The organism is Pseudomonas sp. LG1D9 (assembly GCF_002949995.1).
Lineage (GTDB): Bacteria > Pseudomonadota > Gammaproteobacteria > Pseudomonadales > Pseudomonadaceae > Aquipseudomonas > Aquipseudomonas proteolytica.
In genome coordinates this window covers 1,311,969-1,328,385 of the sequence record NZ_CP026881.1, presented here as the reverse complement: position 1 = coordinate 1,328,385, position 16,417 = coordinate 1,311,969, and the positions used below count along the sequence as shown (strand labels likewise).

The window sequence follows — 16,417 nt, the reverse complement described above, 5'->3', positions numbered from 1 at the left end:
AGCCCGAGCACCACGCTGGGATTTTGCGTTACAATGCGCCACCGTGCCGACCTGTGAGTCGCAAAGTTCCAGCCGAGGTGTTCCATGGATATCATCGAAACGATTAAAGAGCAGATTGCCAACAACACCATTCTGCTTTACATGAAGGGCGCCCCGAATGCCCCTCAGTGTGGCTTCTCCGCGAAGGCTTCCCAGGCTGTCATGCAGTGTGGTGAAAAGTTCGCTTACGTGGATATCCTGCAAAACCCGGAAATCCGCGCCAACCTGCCGAAGTACGCCAATTGGCCAACGTTCCCACAACTGTGGGTGGCCGGTGAGCTGGTCGGCGGTAGCGATATCATCACCGAAATGGCGGCTGATGGTTCGTTGCAGGCGCTGATCAAGGAGGCTGCTGAAAAAGCGGCTGCCAAGACCGAAGCGTAATTGGCGCACAATAAAAAGCCCCGCTTCTCATTCGAGAGCGGGGCTTTTTTGTACCTGTAGGAGCGAGCTTGCTCGCGAAGGACGTTAACGATAACGCGAGCATTCTGAATGAACGCGGCGCCTTCACGCTTTTCGCGAGCAAGCTCGCTCCTACAATAATTAGAGATTACTCACCCATCTGCGATTGCAGGTAGTTCTCCAGGGTCACTTTGTCGATCAGGCCAACTTGGGTTTCCAGCCAGTCGATATGTTCTTCCTGGTCTTCCAGGATATCTTCCAGCAGCTCACGGCTGCCGAAGTCGCCCTTGGTCTCGCAGTGGGCGATGGCGGCCTTGAGGTCGGCATGGCTCTTGCGCTCGAAACCCAGGTCGCTGTTGAGCATTTCCAGGGTGTGCTCGCCGATGTTCAGCTTGCCCAGGTCCTGTACGTTCGGCAGGCCTTCGAGGAACAGGATGCGCTTGATCAGCGCGTCTGCGTCCTTCATGGCCTTGATCGATTCCTTGTACTCACGCTTGCCGAGTTTTTCCAGGCCCCAGTCGTCATACATGCGTGCATGCAGGAAGTACTGATTGATCGCGACCAGTTCATTGGCAAGGATTTTGTTGAGTTGCTGGATGACTGAGATGTCGCCTTTCATGATTGGGGTCCTGCCCTGTGTTCGCTGTATATAGGGCGGAGTTTGAGCTGCACGATTACTAGTGTCAAACCTAAGTTATTGAATAATAAATGAAAATTAATCGGAATAAGAATGTTTGTGTTCCGCGTCTTGGGCCTAACTAATTGAATTACAGGCATAAAAAAACCGGACACTAAGTCCGGTTCTTTAAAATAGGCTGTTTCAGGCGTGTGTAAATTCTGCCGAGTAGGGGATCGCGGCCTGGGCTACCTGCAGTTTTGTCAGGGTTTCCCGTACGACTTGCTTGGCAAGGCAGGCACATTTGCCGCATTGACTGGCAACGCCGGTGGTTTCACGCACTTCTTTGTAGCTGCAGCAACCTTCATAGATCGCTTCGCGGATTTGTCCGTCGGTGACGCCAGTGCAGAGGCAGACATACATAAGGGAGAACCATCGCGGTTTAAGGCTTAAGTGCGATGGATCTTAATGTTAACGAGAATGATTGTCAAAGTGCTTTCTCAAACCGTTGCCCCCCGTGGGGCCCTCACTGACGAACGGCTTTTTTCAGGTATGATGGTCGGTCTTTACGAAGCGTGATCGCGTCATAGGCCTGTCGTCAATTCGCGGCAGACTCAAGGGCGGTCCATTTACTTCAATTACCATCAGGAGATAACCAATGAGCGTACTCGTCGGCAAACAAGCCCCGGATTTCGACGTACCAGCCGTCCTCGGCAATGGCGAAATCGTTGACAGCTTCAAGCTGTCTGAAGCCATCAAAGGCAAATACGGCCTGGTGTTCTTCTACCCGCTGGACTTCACCTTCGTCTGCCCGTCCGAGCTGATCGCCCTGGATCACCGCATGGACGATTTCAAGGCGCGTAACGTTGAAGTGGTTGCCGTTTCCATCGACTCCCATTTCACCCACAACGCCTGGCGCAACACCGCCATCAATGATGGCGGCATCGGCAAAGTCAAATACACCATGGCTGCCGACATGAAGCACGACATCGCCAAGGCCTACGACGTTGAGTCCGAAGGCGGCGTGGCTTTCCGTGGCGCGTTCCTGATCGACGACAAGGGCGTTGTGCGCTCGCAGATCATCAACGACCTGCCGCTGGGCCGTAACATGGAAGAGCTGATCCGCCTGGTCGACGCTCTGCAATTCCACGAAGAGCACGGCGAAGTCTGCCCAGCCAACTGGAAAAAAGGCGACAAGGGCATGAACGCTTCGCCAGAAGGCGTTGCCGCTTACCTGACCGAGAACGCTGGCAAGCTGTAAGCCAGGGTTGCGGTAAAAAAAACCGGCCTGAGAAGGCCGGTTTTTTTATGCGTGGGATTTGGCGACGCAATCAGTCGCTGAAGTCTTCCCAGCCGCCCATCTGTTTCCAGCGGTTGACGATGCCGCAGAACAGGTCGGCGGTCTTCTCGGTGTCGTAGCGAGCCGAGTGGGCTTCACGTCCGTCGAAGTCGATGCCGGCTGCCTGGCATGCCTTGGCCAATACGGTCTGGCCATAAGCCAGGCCAGCCAGGGTCGCGGTGTCAAAGCTGGAGAACGGGTGAAACGGGTTGCGTTTCATGTCCAGGCGCGCCACGGCGGCGTTGAGGAAGCCCAGGTCGAAACTGCTGTTGTGGCCGACCAGGATCGCGCGTTTGCAGCCGTTGGCCTTCAAGGCTTTGCGCACGCCACGGAAGATGTCGGTCAATGCCGCCTCTTCGCTGACTGCCATGCGCAACGGATGGTCGAGCTTGATCCCGGTGAACTCCAGGGCCGCTGCTTCGATATTGGCGCCTTCAAACGGCTCGACGCGGAAGAAATGGGTGTGTTCTGGATACACAAAGCCCTGTTCGTCCATGCCGATGGTGGTTGCCGCAATTTCCAGCAGTGCATCGGTGGCGCAATTGAAACCGCCGGTTTCTACGTCGATAACGACCGGCAGATAGCCGCGAAAACGCTCGGCCATCGGGTGACGCGAACCGCCGCCACCGTGTTCCTGTTCGTCGTCGTAATGGTCTTCACTCACGGGTGTTCCTCCAGCAGGCGCCAGCGCAGTGTTTCACCGGCGCGCAGCGGGATAACGGTCAGCTCGCCAAATGGCAGGCTGGTGGGGGCGGTCCAGTCTTCACGGACCAGGGTAATACGGTCGGTATTCGCCGGCAGGCCATAGAAACGCGGGCCATTGAGGCTGGCGAAGGCCTCGAGTTTGTCCAAGGCGTTGCGCGATTCGAAGGCCTCGGCGTACAGCTCGATCGCCGCATAGGCGGTGTAGCAACCGGCGCAACCGCAGGCGGCTTCCTTGGCGTGCTGGGCGTGGGGCGCCGAGTCGGTGCCGAGGAAGAACTTCGCGCTGCCGCTGGTAGCCGCATCGAGCAATGCCACCTGATGGGTGTTGCGCTTGAGGATCGGCAGGCAATAGAAGTGCGGCCGAATCCCGCCCACCAGCATGTGGTTGCGGTTGTACAGCAGGTGGTGCGCGGTGATGGTTGCGCCGACGTTGGCCGAAGCCTCGGTGACGAACTGCACGGCGTCTGCGGTGGTGATGTGCTCGAACACGACCTTGAGGGTCGGGAACAGCTCGACCACACGGCGCATGTGCTCGTCGATGAAGATCTTCTCGCGATCGAAGACATCCACATCGCCACGGGTGACTTCACCGTGGATCAACAGCGGCATGCCCACTTCGGCCATGGCTTCGATGGCGGGCAGGATCTTGTCGATACTGGTTACGCCGGAGTCGGAGTTGGTCGTGGCGCCGGCCGGGTACAGCTTGGCGGCGTGCACGAAACCGCTGGCCTTGGCCTCGCGGATTTCGGCGGGCTGGGTGCGGTCGGTAAGGTAAAGCACCATCAACGGTTCGAAGCGGCTACCGGCCGGTCGTGCAGCGAGGATGCGCTGGCGATAGGCGTCGGCTTCAGCGGCATTACGCACCGGAGGTACCAGGTTAGGCATGATGATGGCGCGGCCAAACGTGCGCGCAACATCGGCCACGGTTTGGGGCAACGCAGCACCATCGCGAAGATGAATATGCCAGTCGTCGGGACGCAGCAGGGTCAGGCGGTCGGACATTGGGGATTCCAGGCGGGTCAATCTGGTGGGAATGCTACCGGAAAAGACTCTTGCAGGCACTCGCTATCAAGTTTTGCAGGGTGCGACCGATATCCCTGGGTATGCCTTAACGATGTATGACGCCTTGATGTGTTGTAGAAACCAGTGGAGCCGCCCGTGCGCCAGCAATATCTAGCCCTGCTCAGCGTGTTCGCCAGCCTGCCCGCGATGGCCCTGACATTCCAGACGCGCCTGGAGAATATCGAGTGGAAGGTGGAAGGCGACAAGTTCGAGTGCCGCTTGAGCCAGCCGATCGCCGATTTTGGTTCGGGGGAGTTCGTGCGTAGGGCCGGCGAGCAGGCGACTTTTCGTCTGAAAGCCTATAACGGCGCGCTGGGCGTTGGTTCTGCCACGCTATTGGCGGCGGCCGCGCCGTGGCAGCCGGGGCGCGGTGATATCAACCTCGGTGCCGTGCGTGCGGGCAGCGGTGATGTGCTGTTCAACAGCTCCCAGGCCCAGGCCGGACGCCTGTTCAATGGCTTGCTGGATGGCCGCAGCCCCACCGTGCGCCACTATTCCCGGGACGGCGGTTATTCGGAAATCCGCCTACTGCCGGTGCGATTCAATAAGGCCTATAGCGACTACCAGTTGTGTACCGCGAAGTTGCTGCCGATGAACTTCGAGCAGGTCAAGCAGGCGGAAGTAGGTTTTCCGGGCGGGGGTATCGACCTGGACCCGGCAGCCAAGGCCAAGCTGATGGTGATGCTCGAATTCATCAAGGCCGACCCTACGGTCAACCATATCGAACTGGACGGCCACTCGGACAACAGCGGCAATCGCCTGACCAATCGCGACCTGTCCCGGCGCCGGGGCTTGGCGGTGATGGACTTCTTCAAGGCCAACGGCATCCCCGAGTCGCAGATTGTCCTGCGCTTCCATGGTGAGCGTTATCCGTTGGTACCCAATACCAATCCGGCCAACCGGGCGAAGAACCGGCGGGTCAATATCCACCTCGACCGCGTACCGGCCCCCGAAAAACCGGCCCCCCAGGCCACGGCCCCGGCGAATGCGGCAGCGACCTCCTGATATTACTCTGCGGGAGCTGGCTGCCAGCGGTGGCTGTCAGCGATGACGCTGGGCATCTGATGCCCACGGCAAAGGCGTTTTGAGGTGCGGCCATTCGTCGCTCGCCCGACATAATCTGTCGCTTTATCTTCATTTGCTGTCGCGCCCCTGTAATTTCACGGTTTTGATCGGTAGAATCGACGCCTTTCCGTAAAACCCCGTGGAGTGATGGCATGGCCGACGTAAACAAGGTCGTTCTCGCGTATTCCGGCGGCCTGGACACTTCGGTGATCCTCAAGTGGCTGCAGGATACTTATAACTGTGAAGTGGTGACCTTTACCGCTGACCTGGGTCAGGGCGAAGAGGTCGAACCTGCACGAGCCAAGGCGCAAGCCATGGGCGTCAAAGAGATCTACATTGACGACCTGCGCGAAGAATTCGTCCGCGATTTCGTTTTCCCGATGTTTCGCGCCAACACCGTCTACGAAGGCGAGTACCTGCTGGGTACTTCCATCGCACGTCCGCTGATCGCCAAGCGCCTGATCGAAATCGCCAACGAAACTGGCGCTGACGCCATTTCCCATGGCGCCACCGGCAAGGGCAACGACCAAGTGCGTTTCGAACTGGGCGCCTATGCCTTGAAACCCGGCGTAAAAGTGATTGCCCCTTGGCGTGAGTGGGACCTGCTGTCCCGCGAAAAACTGATGGATTACGCTGAAAAGCACGCCATCCCGATCGAGCGCCACGGTAAGAAGAAGTCCCCGTACTCGATGGACGCCAACCTGCTGCATATCTCTTATGAAGGCGGCGTGCTGGAAGACACCTGGACCGAGCACGAAGAAGACATGTGGAAGTGGACCGTCTCCCCGGAGAACGCTCCCGATAAGCCGCAGTACCTTGAACTGACCTATCGCAACGGCGATATCGTCGCGCTGGACGGCGTCGAAATGACCCCGGCCACCGTACTGGCGACCCTGAACCGTATCGGTGGCGAGCACGGTATTGGTCGTCTGGATATCGTAGAGAACCGTTACGTGGGCATGAAGTCCCGTGGCTGCTACGAAACCCCAGGTGGCACCATCATGCTGCGCGCTCACCGCGCCATCGAGTCCATCACCCTGGACCGCGAAGTGGCACACCTCAAAGATGAGCTCATGCCCAAGTACGCCAGCCTGATCTACACCGGTTACTGGTGGAGCCCTGAGCGCCTGATGCTGCAACAGATGATCGACGCTTCCCAGGTCCATGTGAACGGTGTTGTGCGCCTGAAACTGTACAAGGGCAACGTGATCGTTACCGGTCGCAAGTCCGATGAGTCGCTGTTCGATGCCAACATCGCCACGTTTGAAGAAGATGGCGGTGCTTACAATCAGGCTGACGCTGCGGGTTTCATCAAGCTCAATGCACTGCGCATGCGCATTGCGGCGAACAAAGGCCGCAAGTTGTTCTGAAGTATCTGAAGCCTCATAAAAATGGTCCCTCGGTAAGAAAGAGGGGCCATTTTTTTTGCCTCGAATTAGGGTGAGTGTTTATTGATGTTTAATGTTGTCACTCGAGAGTGAGGCTTGCGGTGTTTCTTAGTATTTTTTCGCTTGGATTTTGTATCTGAAAGTTGGTCCGCCCGGTGCGTGGTGTTAATTGTGTTTAAATCCATTCGGTTGTTTAGTAGGGCGGACGGGGTGTTTTATTTAGTTTGTGGAAATATCTGTCAGATAATTCCAGGTATTGTCAGTAGCTATTGCACAAGGGAACTTTTTTGAAATGCCTTGGGCGGCTGCGACGCCCGCACAAGCGGGCCGTGCAATAGGTATTTACTGTGATTGGCGTGCGTCCCGTTTACTTTTCCGGGGCGCCGGGGGCTTTTTTTGCTCAAAATATGTTTGGCCGCGGAAAGTTCTGAAAGGCTGAACAAAAACCGACACATCCATATAGGCGTTTTTTTGTAGTCCTATTCTCATAACTTTGTGGGTTGGGTCTCTGCTTGTCGTTACTTGGGGGGGAGTGCTATGCCAAGGACGAAACGACTAGGCTATTGTGCTGGTTCTGAATAATTCGAACAGCGAAATTGGACTTGCCCATGAATAAAGTGCTGATCGTGGATGATCATCCCGTCATTCGTCTTGCTGTACGCATGCTAATGGAACGTCATGGTTATGAGGTCGTTGCAGAGACCGATAACGGAGTCGACGCGTTGCAACTAGCACGGGAGCATATGCCGGATATTGTCATCCTGGATATTGGAATCCCCAAACTTGACGGCCTGGAAGTTATTTGTCGCCTGTCTTCCACAAAACAGGTGCAACCGTTCAAGGTACTGGTGCTGACCTCACAGGCGCCCGGCCATTTTTCCATGCGCTGCATGCAGGCCGGCGCAGCGGGCTACGTGTGCAAGCAGCAGGACCTCACCGAGTTGCTGAGCGCGATCAAGGCGGTGCTGTCTGGCTACAGCTACTTCCCCAACCAGGCACTCAACTCGGTGCGCTCCACACAGGGCAACACCAGTGAAGCCGATATGGTCGAGCGGCTCTCAGGCCGGGAGATGATGGTGTTGCAGCAATTGGCCCAGGGAAAGACCAACAAGGAGATCGCTGATGGGATGTTCCTCAGCAACAAGACGGTGAGCACGTACAAGACTCGCTTGCTGCTCAAGCTCAATGCCCGGTCCCTGGTGGACCTGATCGAGCTCGCTCAGCGTAACGGCCTGGTTTAAGAAGCAGGGAGCAACAGGCAGGAAAAGCCTCCATGGCGGAGGCTTCTGTGTGATCGCTTGGCTAGAGATCGAAATCGTATTCGGCCAACTGTTTTTGCAAGCGTCGCTCTTCCAGAAGGTTGTCGATGGTGCGGCGTTTGCTCAAATTGGTCTTGGCAACTTCTACAGGTGCCTCGGCTGCCTCGTCGGCGTCGGTGGCCACAAAGTCATCTTCTACATCCAGTTGTTCTTTGCCAGTGCTCATAAGGTTAACTCCAGGCTAAGACTGCCGTTGGGGCTCCTTATATCGACAATCGTGCACCGGGTAAAAAAGATTTTTTCAATCGACTGATCAATAAAAGCAATGATTGCTCAATCGTCCGACGTCTTTTCCTTGTATTCACACAAATCTTCAATGCGACAGCTGCCACAGCGCGGCTTGCGGGCCTGGCACACATAACGACCGTGCAGGATCAACCAATGGTGTGAGTCGAGCAGGTAAGGTTTGGGTACAAACTTCATCAGTTGCTTCTCCACTTCCACCACATTCTTGCCCGGAGCGATTCCGGTGCGGTTGCTGACGCGGAAAATGTGGGTGTCCACCGCCATGGTCAATTGGCGAAATGCAGTATTGAGCACCACATTGGCGGTCTTGCGGCCTACGCCGGGCAGTGCCTCGAGTGCTTCCCGGGTTTCTGGCACTTCTCCACCATGCAACTCGACCAGCAACCGGCAGGTTTCAATGACGTTTTTCGCCTTGCTGTTGTAAAGGCCAATGGTCTTGATGTACTGCGACAACCCTTCAACCCCCAGGGCGTGGATCGCGGCCGGGGTGTTGGCGACCGGGAACAGCTTGGCCGTGGCCTTGTTAACGCCCACGTCCGTCGATTGCGCAGACAGGATCACGGCAATCAGCAACTCGAACGGCGACGAGTAGGCCAGTTCGGTCTTGGGCTCCGGGTTGTCCTCGTGAAACCGGCGAAAGATCTCCAGGCGTTTTGCGGCATTCATGGGGCGAGCTGTTCCTTCAAAGAGGTGTGCGGCGTTGGGTCCAGGCTTGCCACCCGGCAAGCAGTAACCCGAGCAGGATAAACCCTGTAGGGGCAAGGATGGCGATGCTGCTGCCGAGTAAAAAACGCAATAGGGCGAGTGCGAGCAGCAACCCGGCGGATACGGCGAACAGTTGGAGCCGCGCCCTGCGCCGGTCGGTGGCGAACAAACCCTCATGCTCAAGCAGTACGCATTGCATACCGATCAGCGCCAGGTATGCCCCCACGGGGGTAGACGGGCCTAAGGCAAGGGCTTGCGCCACTAAATGCGCGCAACTGACCCAAGTGGTGGCCAGCAACACATTGGCAGCCAGCCGCCAGTTGCCACTGAGGTGGTTGCGTACCCAGCCGCAGCTGCAGCCATGCAACATCAAGATCGTTACCCACAGAGCCCAGAAGGCCACAGCGCTCGCCTGCGTAGCGCTGACACCCAGCAGCGCAGGCAGTAGCAACAGGCTGCCGAGGGCGAATGGCTTAGTCATGGCCGGTGGTTTCCAGCAGCGCCTGACGATGTTCGTCAAAGTAACGCAAGGCATCATGGATTGCGTTGATCACCGCGCGGGAGGTAATAGTCGCACCGGCCATCTGGTCAAACTGGCCGCTGTCTTTCTTCAGCGCCCAAACCTGTGGGTTTTCCCGCGACATGCCCTTGAATGAGGCCAGCCACGCATTACCAGGCTCGCCAATGTGCCCGCCCAGGCTCGGCGTTTCTCTGTGCTCCAGGGTCTTTACCCCGAGCAGCTTGGCGTTGTGGTCGATGGCAATCAGCAACTCTATGCGCCCACCGTATCCATCGACCTGCGAGCGCAGCACCACCGCACTGGGGGTGCCGGCCAAGGTCGCGCGGTAACCACCCAGCAGTTGACTGTTGTCCAGCATTCCCGAGGTGATGCCTAAAGGCTGCTCCAGCGGCTGATTGTCATAGCTGCCGACGGGCAGCACATCCAACAGCGCCCGACTGTGCATTTCACGCAGCTGCGCGGCAATCGGCTTGGCGGTCAGCTGTTGCAGGCCTATCGTCAGGCCCGCCGCGCCGATGGCGATCAGCAGCACGATCACGGCTTGAGACGTGCGCTTCATGCCTTCACCGCCTGCGGCCGCGTCCAGCGCTCCAGTGCCGGCACCGCCAGGTTCATCATCAGCACCGCAAACGCCAGGCCATCCGGGTAACTGCCCCAGGTGCGGATCAGATAGGTCAGCACTCCCACGCCCACACCAAACAGCAGGCGCGCCCGCGCACTTTTCGCACCCGACACGGGCTCGGTGATGATAAAGAAGGCCCCGAGCATGGTGGCCCCGGTCAACAGATGAAACAGCGGCGAGCCGTGGGAGTCGGACCCGGAGCCGTTCCAGCACAGCAAGCTGATAACAAACAGGCTGGCAAGCATGCCCACCGGCGCATGCCAACTGAAGACCCGTTGCTGCAGCAAAAAGAGGCCGCCCGCGAGAAACGCCAGGTTCACCCACTCGCTGCCTTTACCGGCGATTTGGCCGAAGGCCGGGTGGCGGGCAAACAGCTCATCGATGGTCAGGCTGTTGTTGATGCGCAAAGCGTCCAGCGCCGTGGCTCGGGCCCAGGCATCGGCGGTCTCGCCGTGCAGACCGAACACCTGTTGCAGGCCGGCCAGCAGGTCGAGGCCGTGGGACGCCGGCCAATGGGTCATCGGTTGGGGGAAAGCCAGCAGCATCAGCGCATAACCGAGCATGGCCGGGTTGAAGGGGTTCTGTTTGCCGCCATACAGGTGTTTGCCCAACAGCAATCCACTGCTGACGGCGCCCAGGCATAACCACCACGGGCAATAAGGGGGCAGCGCCAGGGCCAGCAGCGTCGCGCTGACCAGGCCGCTCAGGTCGCTGGAGCCATGACCGCGCAACCGGCGCCCCCCGGCTTCGACTGCCCATGCGCAGGTGCCGGCCAGCAACAGATTGATCAACACGCCCCAGCCATATAGCCAGAACAGCACCAGCAAGCCAGGCGTTGCCGCCATTAACAGGCGCTGCATGGCCTGTTGCTGGCGCTCGATAACGTCAGGCGCCGACATGTTCATCCACCAAGCGCTGGGCCTCATCCAGGCGCTGCCTGGCGTTCGTCAACTCGGTTGTACTGCTGGCAGGTTGGCGCTCGAGTTTGCTCAGGTCGGCGCGGGCATAGGCCAGCGCCGTCTTCAGCTGGCGAAGCTGGCTGCCGATGGGCCGCTTCTCGACACGTTGCAGGTCAGGCCGTGGCTGCTCGGAGGTTTCTTCGGCGGCATGCAAGGCCTGTTCGGCGGCGGTCAGGGCTGTAGCCAGCGTGGCCAGTTGCTCGGCATCGGCCAGGGTGTCCTGGGCTTTTTTCAGCGCGGCGCGGCGCATGGCCAGCTGGATTTTTGCCTGCTTGAGCCCAGGATCTTTGCTGGCCTTGGGAGGCGCCACCGCTGGGGCGTTTGCTTGAAGCGCGATCAATGCCTGTTCGGCGCACTCAAATTGCTGCTGCAGGATGATCAATTGCGACTGCTGCTCAAAGGTCGGCGGATGGCCAAAGGCTTTCAAGGATTTGTGCAGTTGGGCCCGGCTCATGGCCAGGTTGATCTTGGCTTTTTTAAGCGCTGCGTCGATGTCTGCGGCTTTTTGCGCACGCACGCGTTCGATGGCGGCCTGTAGCGGATTGCTATTGATCGCTTCGCTGGGGGCCGGGCGTTGGTTGCGGGCCAGGCGTTCGGCCAGCTTGTGCGCTTCCTCGCGTTGCAGCCGTGCATTGCGCTGCTCGAAGCGACGCCGGGCGCGATCACGCTTGGTCGCCCGCGCCTGGCGCTCCTCGGCCGTAGTGGCATAGCCCGCGACAATCGGCAGTACCGTGGCCTGGGGCAGTGGCAGCATGTCGATGCAATCCACCGGGCAAGGCGCGACACACAGGTCACAGCCGGTGCATTCATCCACGATAACGGTGTGCATCAGCTTGGCCGCGCCGACAATCGCATCCACCGGGCAGGCCTGGATGCACTTGGTGCAGCCGATGCACTCGGCCTCGCGGATGAAGGCAACCTGCGCGGGGGCTTCGCCACGGGCGCGGTCCAGCTCCAAGGGGGGCAAGCTCAACAACTGCGCCAGCTCGGCAATGGTCTCGGTGCCGCCCGGGGGGCACTTGTTGATGGCTTCGCCCTGGGCGATACCCTCGGCGTAGGGTCTGCAACCTGGGTGCCCGCATTTGCCGCATTGGGTCTGGGGCAGCAGGGCATCGATACGTTGAATCAGGCTCATGGTTTGATCATTGCGTTTAAGCCCAGGAACGCCACCGCCAGCAGCCCGGCACTCAGCAGGTCCACGGGCAGGCCTTTGAAGGGCCTGGGGATATCGTTTTCGTCTATTCGCTGGCGCAGGTCGTTGAACAGGCTGAGGACCAGCCAGAACGCGGGGCCGATGCCCAGGCTATAGATCAGCTCGCCTGCGTTGCCCAGGCCCAGGAGGGCCACGCTGAGCACGCCGGTGCTAGCCAGCAGCGGCACCCATAACCCATCGAAGGGCAGTGCGGGCACGCGGCGGGCAAGCGCATTCAGCAACGGCTGGCTCAATAGAATCACCACGGGTACATAAGCAAACAGCCATAACGCGCCCAGCGCCAAGGGTTGTAATACAAATTTATCCAGCAGGCAGGCCGATAGGCCGCTGAATGCGACCAACAACATGGTCGCCAACCCCAGGGCATGCACCCGCCGCCGCTCCAGCTGTGGATCACCGGGCAGCGTCAGACGCAGCAGGTAATGGCTGATCAGGGCGGCGCTGAGAAGGGCGACAAGCAGTTCGGTCATGGTCGAGCCGGTTAAGCAAACAGGGCCTGATTATCCGGCAAGCAGGAAGAGGGTACTAGCGCAAACCGCCCTGTCGCGGCCAATCACCGCGACAGGGCACTTCGGGTTACTTGATGCGCTGGCCAGGCTTGGCGCCGCTGTCCGGGCTGAGCAGGTAGATTTCCTCGCCGCCGGGACCTGCCGCCATCACCATGCCTTCGGAAATACCGAACTTCATTTTCCGTGGCTTGAGGTTGGCGATCATCATGGTCAGCCGACCATCGAGCTTGGACGGATCCGGATAGGCACTCTTGATCCCGGAGAACACATTACGCTGCTCATCACCGATATCCAGAGTCAGGCGCAACAGCTTGTCGGCGCCTTCCACGGCTTCGGCCTTGATGATCAGTGCAACCCGCAGGTCCACCGCGGCAAACGCGTCGAAGTCGATTTCCGGCGACAGCGGATCCTTGGCCAGCTCGCCATTGCCCGCTGGGGCTGCCTGGCCGGTATCGGTCTGGCTGGCGGTCAGGTCTTCCTTGGAGGCGTCCGTCATGGCCTGTACCTTGACCGGGTCGATACGGGTCATCAGCGGCTTGAATTCGTTGAGCTGATGGTTGTTGAGCAGGCTGGTGTGGTCATTCCAGGTCAACGGTGCAACGTTGAGGAACGCCTCGGCGTCAGCGGCCAGCAACGGCAGCACGGGCTTGAGGAAGATCACCAACTGGCGGAACAGGTTGATGCCGGTGGCGCAGATGGCCTGGACTTCATCCTGCTTGCCTTCCTGCTTGTTCAACGACCACGGCGCCTTGTCGGCGATCCAGGCGTTGGCACGGTCGGCCAGGCCCATGATCTCGCGCATGGCACGGGCAAAGTCGCGGGCTTCATAGGCATCGGCGATGCTTGGCGCGGCGGCCAGGAAGGCGTCGGTCAGCTCCGGCGCGGCGTTGACCGACACCATCACGCCAGCATTGCCCTTGTGGATAAAACCGGCGCAACGGCTGGCGATGTTGACCACCTTGCCCACCAGGTCCGAATTGACCTTCTGCACGAAGTCTTCCAGGTTCAGGTCCAGGTCGTCGACGCCACGGCCCAGCTTGGAGGCGTAGTAGTAGCGCAGGTATTCCGGCGACAGGTGGTCCAGATAGGTGCGCGCCTTGATAAAGGTGCCACGGGACTTGGACATCTTCTGGCCATTGACCGTCAGGTAACCGTGTACGGCGATGCCGGTTGGCTTGCGGTAGCCCGAACCTTCGAGCATTGCCGGCCAGAACAGGGCGTGGAAGTTGACAATATCCTTGCCGATGAAATGGTACAGCTCGGCGGTGGAGTCCTTGCCCCAGAACGCGTCGAAGTCCAGCTCAGGCGTGCGGTCGCAGAGGTTCTTGAAGCTGGCCATGTAGCCGATCGGCGCATCCAGCCATACATAAAAGTATTTGCCCGGCTCATCGGGGATCTCGAAGCCGAAGTACGGCGCATCGCGGGAGATGTCCCACTGTTGCAGGCCGGCATCCAGCCATTCGGCGATCTTGTTCGCCACCGCGTCCTGCAGGGTGCCGCTGCGGGTCCAGGTCTGCAGCATTTCCTGGAAGTCCGGGAGCTTGAAGAAGAAGTGCTGGGAATCCTTGAGCACCGGGGTGGCGCCCGAGATCGCCGACTTCGGATCCTTCAGGTCGGTCGGTGCGTAGGTGGCACCGCATTTTTCGCAGTTGTCGCCGTACTGGTCTTCAGTGCCGCACTTGGGGCAGGTGCCCTTGATGAAGCGGTCGGCCAGGAACATTTTCTTTTCCGGGTCGAAATACTGGGTGATCGAGCGCGTGGCAATGTGCCCGGCATCACGCAGCTTCAGGTAGATCTGGCTCGACAGCTCGCGGTTTTCTTCGGCGTGGGTCGAGTGGAAGTTGTCGAAATCCACCAGGAACTCGGCAAAGTCGGCGCTATGTTCAGCCTGGACGTTGGCGATCAGTTGTTCCGGGGTGATGCCTTCCTTTTCGGCGCGCAACATGATGGCCGAACCGTGGGCGTCGTCCGCGCAGACATAAATGCATTGATTGCCGCGATGCTTCTGGAAGCGCACCCACATATCGGTCTGGATGTACTCAAGCATATGGCCAAGATGGATGGAACCATTGGCATAGGGCAGGGCGCTGGTGACGAGGATCTTGCGTGGCTCGGACATGGGGCTCGGCTACTTGATGAAACGGAGGTCGGCCACTATAAAGCGCCGGGAAATTTATTTCACCCCGTGAGGCTGTTTCAGGGTTTTCCAATGTCGCGAAAGCATGCCCCTCAAGCGCGGGAACGGTTAGGATAGCCGCCTGTTTTAGTCTGTCTTTTCCGGGAGTAGCCCATGAGCGCCGTCAATCGCGCAGCGGTGGAAGCCGTTCTTCGCCAGTACACCGATCCCTATCTGAACCAGGACCCGGTCAGCGCCGGCTGTGTCCGGGCCATTGATGTGCAGGGCGATCAGGTCACGGTCCAGCTTGAACTGGGCTACGCCGCAGGTTTGTTCAAGAGTGGCTGGGCACAGATGCTGCAAATGGCCATTGAAGGCCTGGACGGTGTGCGTTCGGCCAAGGTCGACATCCAGTGCGTGATCGCCGCGCACAAGGCCCAGGCCCAGATCCCTGGCCTGGCCAACGTCAAGAACGTGGTGGCCGTGGCATCCGGCAAGGGCGGCGTGGGCAAGTCGACCACCGCGGCCAACCTGGCCCTGGCCCTGGCCCGTGAAGGGGCCAGGGTGGGGATTCTCGACGCCGATATCTATGGCCCCAGCCAAGGCGTGATGTTCGGCATTGCCGAAGGTTCGCGGCCGAAGATCAAGGACCAGAAGTGGTTCGTGCCGATCCAGGCCCATGGCGTGGAAGTGATGTCGATGGCGTTCCTTACCGATGACAACACGCCCATGGTCTGGCGTGGGCCGATGGTCTCCGGGGCCTTGATGCAGTTGGTGATGCAGACCGATTGGGGCAACCTCGACTACCTGGTGATCGACATGCCGCCAGGCACCGGTGATATCCAACTGACCCTGGCGCAAAAGGTGCCGGTGGCGGGTGCCGTGATCGTGACCACGCCCCAGGACCTGGCGCTGCTCGACGCGCGTAAAGGCGTGGAGATGTTCCGCAAGGTCAACATCCCGGTGCTGGGTGTGGTGGAAAACATGGCGGTGCACATCTGCTCCAACTGCGGTCATGCCGAGCATCTGTTCGGCGAAGGCGGCGGCGAGAAACTCGCCACCCAATATGGCGTTGAGCTGCTGGCGTCGTTGCCCCTGTCGATGGGCATTCGTGAGCAGGCCGATGGTGGCAAACCGACGGTGGTCGCCGAGCCCGACGGGCAGATCGCCATGGTCTACCAGGAGCTTGCCCGTCACGTGGGCGCGCGGATCGTCTTGCAGGAAGCCGGTTCCCAGGCAATGCCGACCATCACTGTCAGCGACGACTGATCGACCTCAAGGTAAAAAAGCCTCGACCTTGTCGGGGCTTTTTAATGTCTGGCGTAAACCTTTTGGGAGGCTGGGTACGCATTTCCCTAATGGCCCGTGTAAGCATTCGCTTACTTTTTCGTAAGTGTTTGGTTTTTTAACCGTGCCGGGACGTCTCAAATTATCCGGATACATTTATATCTCATTGAAAAATAACATTTATTTTTCTGATGATGAGGGCGGTTGCGTGTTGTGCTTGAGAATGGATCCCGTTGAACTTGTTCGGGAAGTCTCTAATATCAGCCCTGTGTCCACGGATTGACACGGTCATCAAGGAACGATGA

The 16,417-nt window shown here is 59.0% G+C and carries 18 protein-coding genes; 6 read left to right on the top strand and 12 right to left on the bottom strand.

Annotation, left to right across the window (positions count from 1 at the left end):
- The first annotated feature begins 84 nt into the window (after positions 1–84).
- Positions 85–423 (top strand): Grx4 family monothiol glutaredoxin, encoded by a 339-nt coding sequence (grxD, locus tag C5F71_RS06510; RefSeq protein WP_029295186.1) that lies wholly within the window; start codon positions 85–87, stop codon positions 421–423.
- A gap of 166 nt (positions 424–589) precedes the next feature.
- Here the strand turns inward: grxD and bfr are convergent, their stop codons facing one another.
- Both bfr and C5F71_RS06500 read right to left on the bottom strand, forming a co-directional pair.
- Positions 590–1,060, bottom strand: coding sequence for a bacterioferritin (bfr, locus tag C5F71_RS06505; protein ID WP_038442996.1), 471 nt, complete (start codon positions 1,058–1,060; stop codon positions 590–592).
- A 201-nt stretch (positions 1,061–1,261) separates the two neighbouring features.
- Positions 1,262–1,480 carry a bacterioferritin-associated ferredoxin gene (locus tag C5F71_RS06500; protein WP_038442994.1) on the bottom strand — a complete coding sequence of 73 codons (219 nt, stop codon included), beginning with the start codon at positions 1,478–1,480 and terminating at the stop codon, positions 1,262–1,264.
- Positions 1,481–1,715: 235 nt separating this feature from the next.
- On the opposite strand from C5F71_RS06500, the gene C5F71_RS06495 reads away from it, so the two are divergent.
- Positions 1,716–2,318 (top strand): peroxiredoxin, encoded by a 603-nt coding sequence (locus tag C5F71_RS06495; RefSeq protein WP_003172097.1) that lies wholly within the window; start codon positions 1,716–1,718, stop codon positions 2,316–2,318.
- Positions 2,319–2,388: 70 nt separating this feature from the next.
- On the opposite strand, the gene rnt is transcribed toward C5F71_RS06495, so the two are convergent.
- The gene (rnt, locus tag C5F71_RS06490) at positions 2,389–3,060 is read right to left on the bottom strand and encodes a ribonuclease T (RefSeq protein ID WP_029295237.1); all 672 of its coding nucleotides are present in this window, start codon (positions 3,058–3,060) and stop codon (positions 2,389–2,391) included.
- Complete coding sequence (pyrC, locus tag C5F71_RS06485; protein WP_070994783.1) at positions 3,057–4,103, bottom strand: dihydroorotase; 1,047 nt, start codon at positions 4,101–4,103, stop codon at positions 3,057–3,059. The genes rnt and pyrC overlap by 4 nt, the downstream gene beginning before the upstream one ends.
- 156 nt (positions 4,104–4,259) lie before the next feature.
- On the opposite strand from pyrC, the gene C5F71_RS06480 reads away from it, so the two are divergent.
- From C5F71_RS06480 to C5F71_RS06470, 3 genes are all read left to right on the top strand, one after another.
- On the top strand, positions 4,260–5,168 hold the full coding sequence (locus C5F71_RS06480) for an OmpA family protein (protein WP_070994784.1): 909 nt from the start codon (positions 4,260–4,262) through the stop codon (positions 5,166–5,168).
- Positions 5,169–5,380: 212 nt separating this feature from the next.
- Positions 5,381–6,598: an argininosuccinate synthase gene (locus tag C5F71_RS06475; protein ID WP_029295244.1), complete on the top strand. Its 1,218-nt coding sequence runs from the start codon at positions 5,381–5,383 to the stop codon at positions 6,596–6,598.
- 626 nt (positions 6,599–7,224) lie between these two features.
- Positions 7,225–7,857, top strand: coding sequence for a response regulator transcription factor (locus C5F71_RS06470; protein WP_029295246.1), 633 nt, complete (start codon positions 7,225–7,227; stop codon positions 7,855–7,857).
- A gap of 61 nt (positions 7,858–7,918) precedes the next feature.
- On the opposite strand, the gene C5F71_RS06465 is transcribed toward C5F71_RS06470, so the two are convergent.
- The 8 genes from C5F71_RS06465 to metG all read right to left on the bottom strand — a co-directional run bounded on the left by C5F71_RS06465 (position 7,919) and on the right by metG (position 14,828).
- Positions 7,919–8,101: a PA3496 family putative envelope integrity protein gene (locus C5F71_RS06465; protein WP_029295249.1), complete on the bottom strand. Its 183-nt coding sequence runs from the start codon at positions 8,099–8,101 to the stop codon at positions 7,919–7,921.
- Between the two features lie 107 nt (positions 8,102–8,208).
- Positions 8,209–8,847 (bottom strand): endonuclease III, encoded by a 639-nt coding sequence (gene nth, locus C5F71_RS06460; protein ID WP_029295251.1) that lies wholly within the window; start codon positions 8,845–8,847, stop codon positions 8,209–8,211.
- Between the two features lie 16 nt (positions 8,848–8,863).
- Positions 8,864–9,367: an Rnf-Nqr domain containing protein gene (locus C5F71_RS06455; protein ID WP_104910832.1), complete on the bottom strand. Its 504-nt coding sequence runs from the start codon at positions 9,365–9,367 to the stop codon at positions 8,864–8,866.
- Positions 9,360–9,965 (bottom strand): RnfABCDGE type electron transport complex subunit G, encoded by a 606-nt coding sequence (locus C5F71_RS06450; protein ID WP_104910831.1) that lies wholly within the window; start codon positions 9,963–9,965, stop codon positions 9,360–9,362. The genes C5F71_RS06455 and C5F71_RS06450 overlap by 8 nt, the downstream gene beginning before the upstream one ends.
- Positions 9,962–10,927, bottom strand: coding sequence for an RnfABCDGE type electron transport complex subunit D (locus C5F71_RS06445; RefSeq protein ID WP_104910830.1), 966 nt, complete (start codon positions 10,925–10,927; stop codon positions 9,962–9,964). The genes C5F71_RS06450 and C5F71_RS06445 overlap by 4 nt, the downstream gene beginning before the upstream one ends.
- Positions 10,914–12,122: an electron transport complex subunit RsxB gene (rsxB, locus tag C5F71_RS06440; RefSeq protein ID WP_104910829.1), complete on the bottom strand. Its 1,209-nt coding sequence runs from the start codon at positions 12,120–12,122 to the stop codon at positions 10,914–10,916. The genes C5F71_RS06445 and rsxB overlap by 14 nt, the downstream gene beginning before the upstream one ends.
- A complete protein-coding gene (locus C5F71_RS06435; RefSeq protein WP_104910828.1) occupies positions 12,119–12,670 on the bottom strand; it encodes an Rnf-Nqr domain containing protein in 552 nt (183 codons plus the stop codon). Before C5F71_RS06435 ends, rsxB begins: the two co-directional genes overlap by 4 nt.
- Before the next feature lie 106 nt (positions 12,671–12,776).
- Positions 12,777–14,828, bottom strand: coding sequence for a methionine--tRNA ligase (metG, locus tag C5F71_RS06430; RefSeq protein ID WP_104910827.1), 2,052 nt, complete (start codon positions 14,826–14,828; stop codon positions 12,777–12,779).
- Positions 14,829–14,999: 171 nt separating this feature from the next.
- On the opposite strand from metG, the gene apbC reads away from it, so the two are divergent.
- A complete protein-coding gene (gene apbC / locus C5F71_RS06425; protein WP_070994790.1) occupies positions 15,000–16,094 on the top strand; it encodes an iron-sulfur cluster carrier protein ApbC in 1,095 nt (364 codons plus the stop codon).
- Positions 16,095–16,417 lie beyond the last annotated feature (323 nt).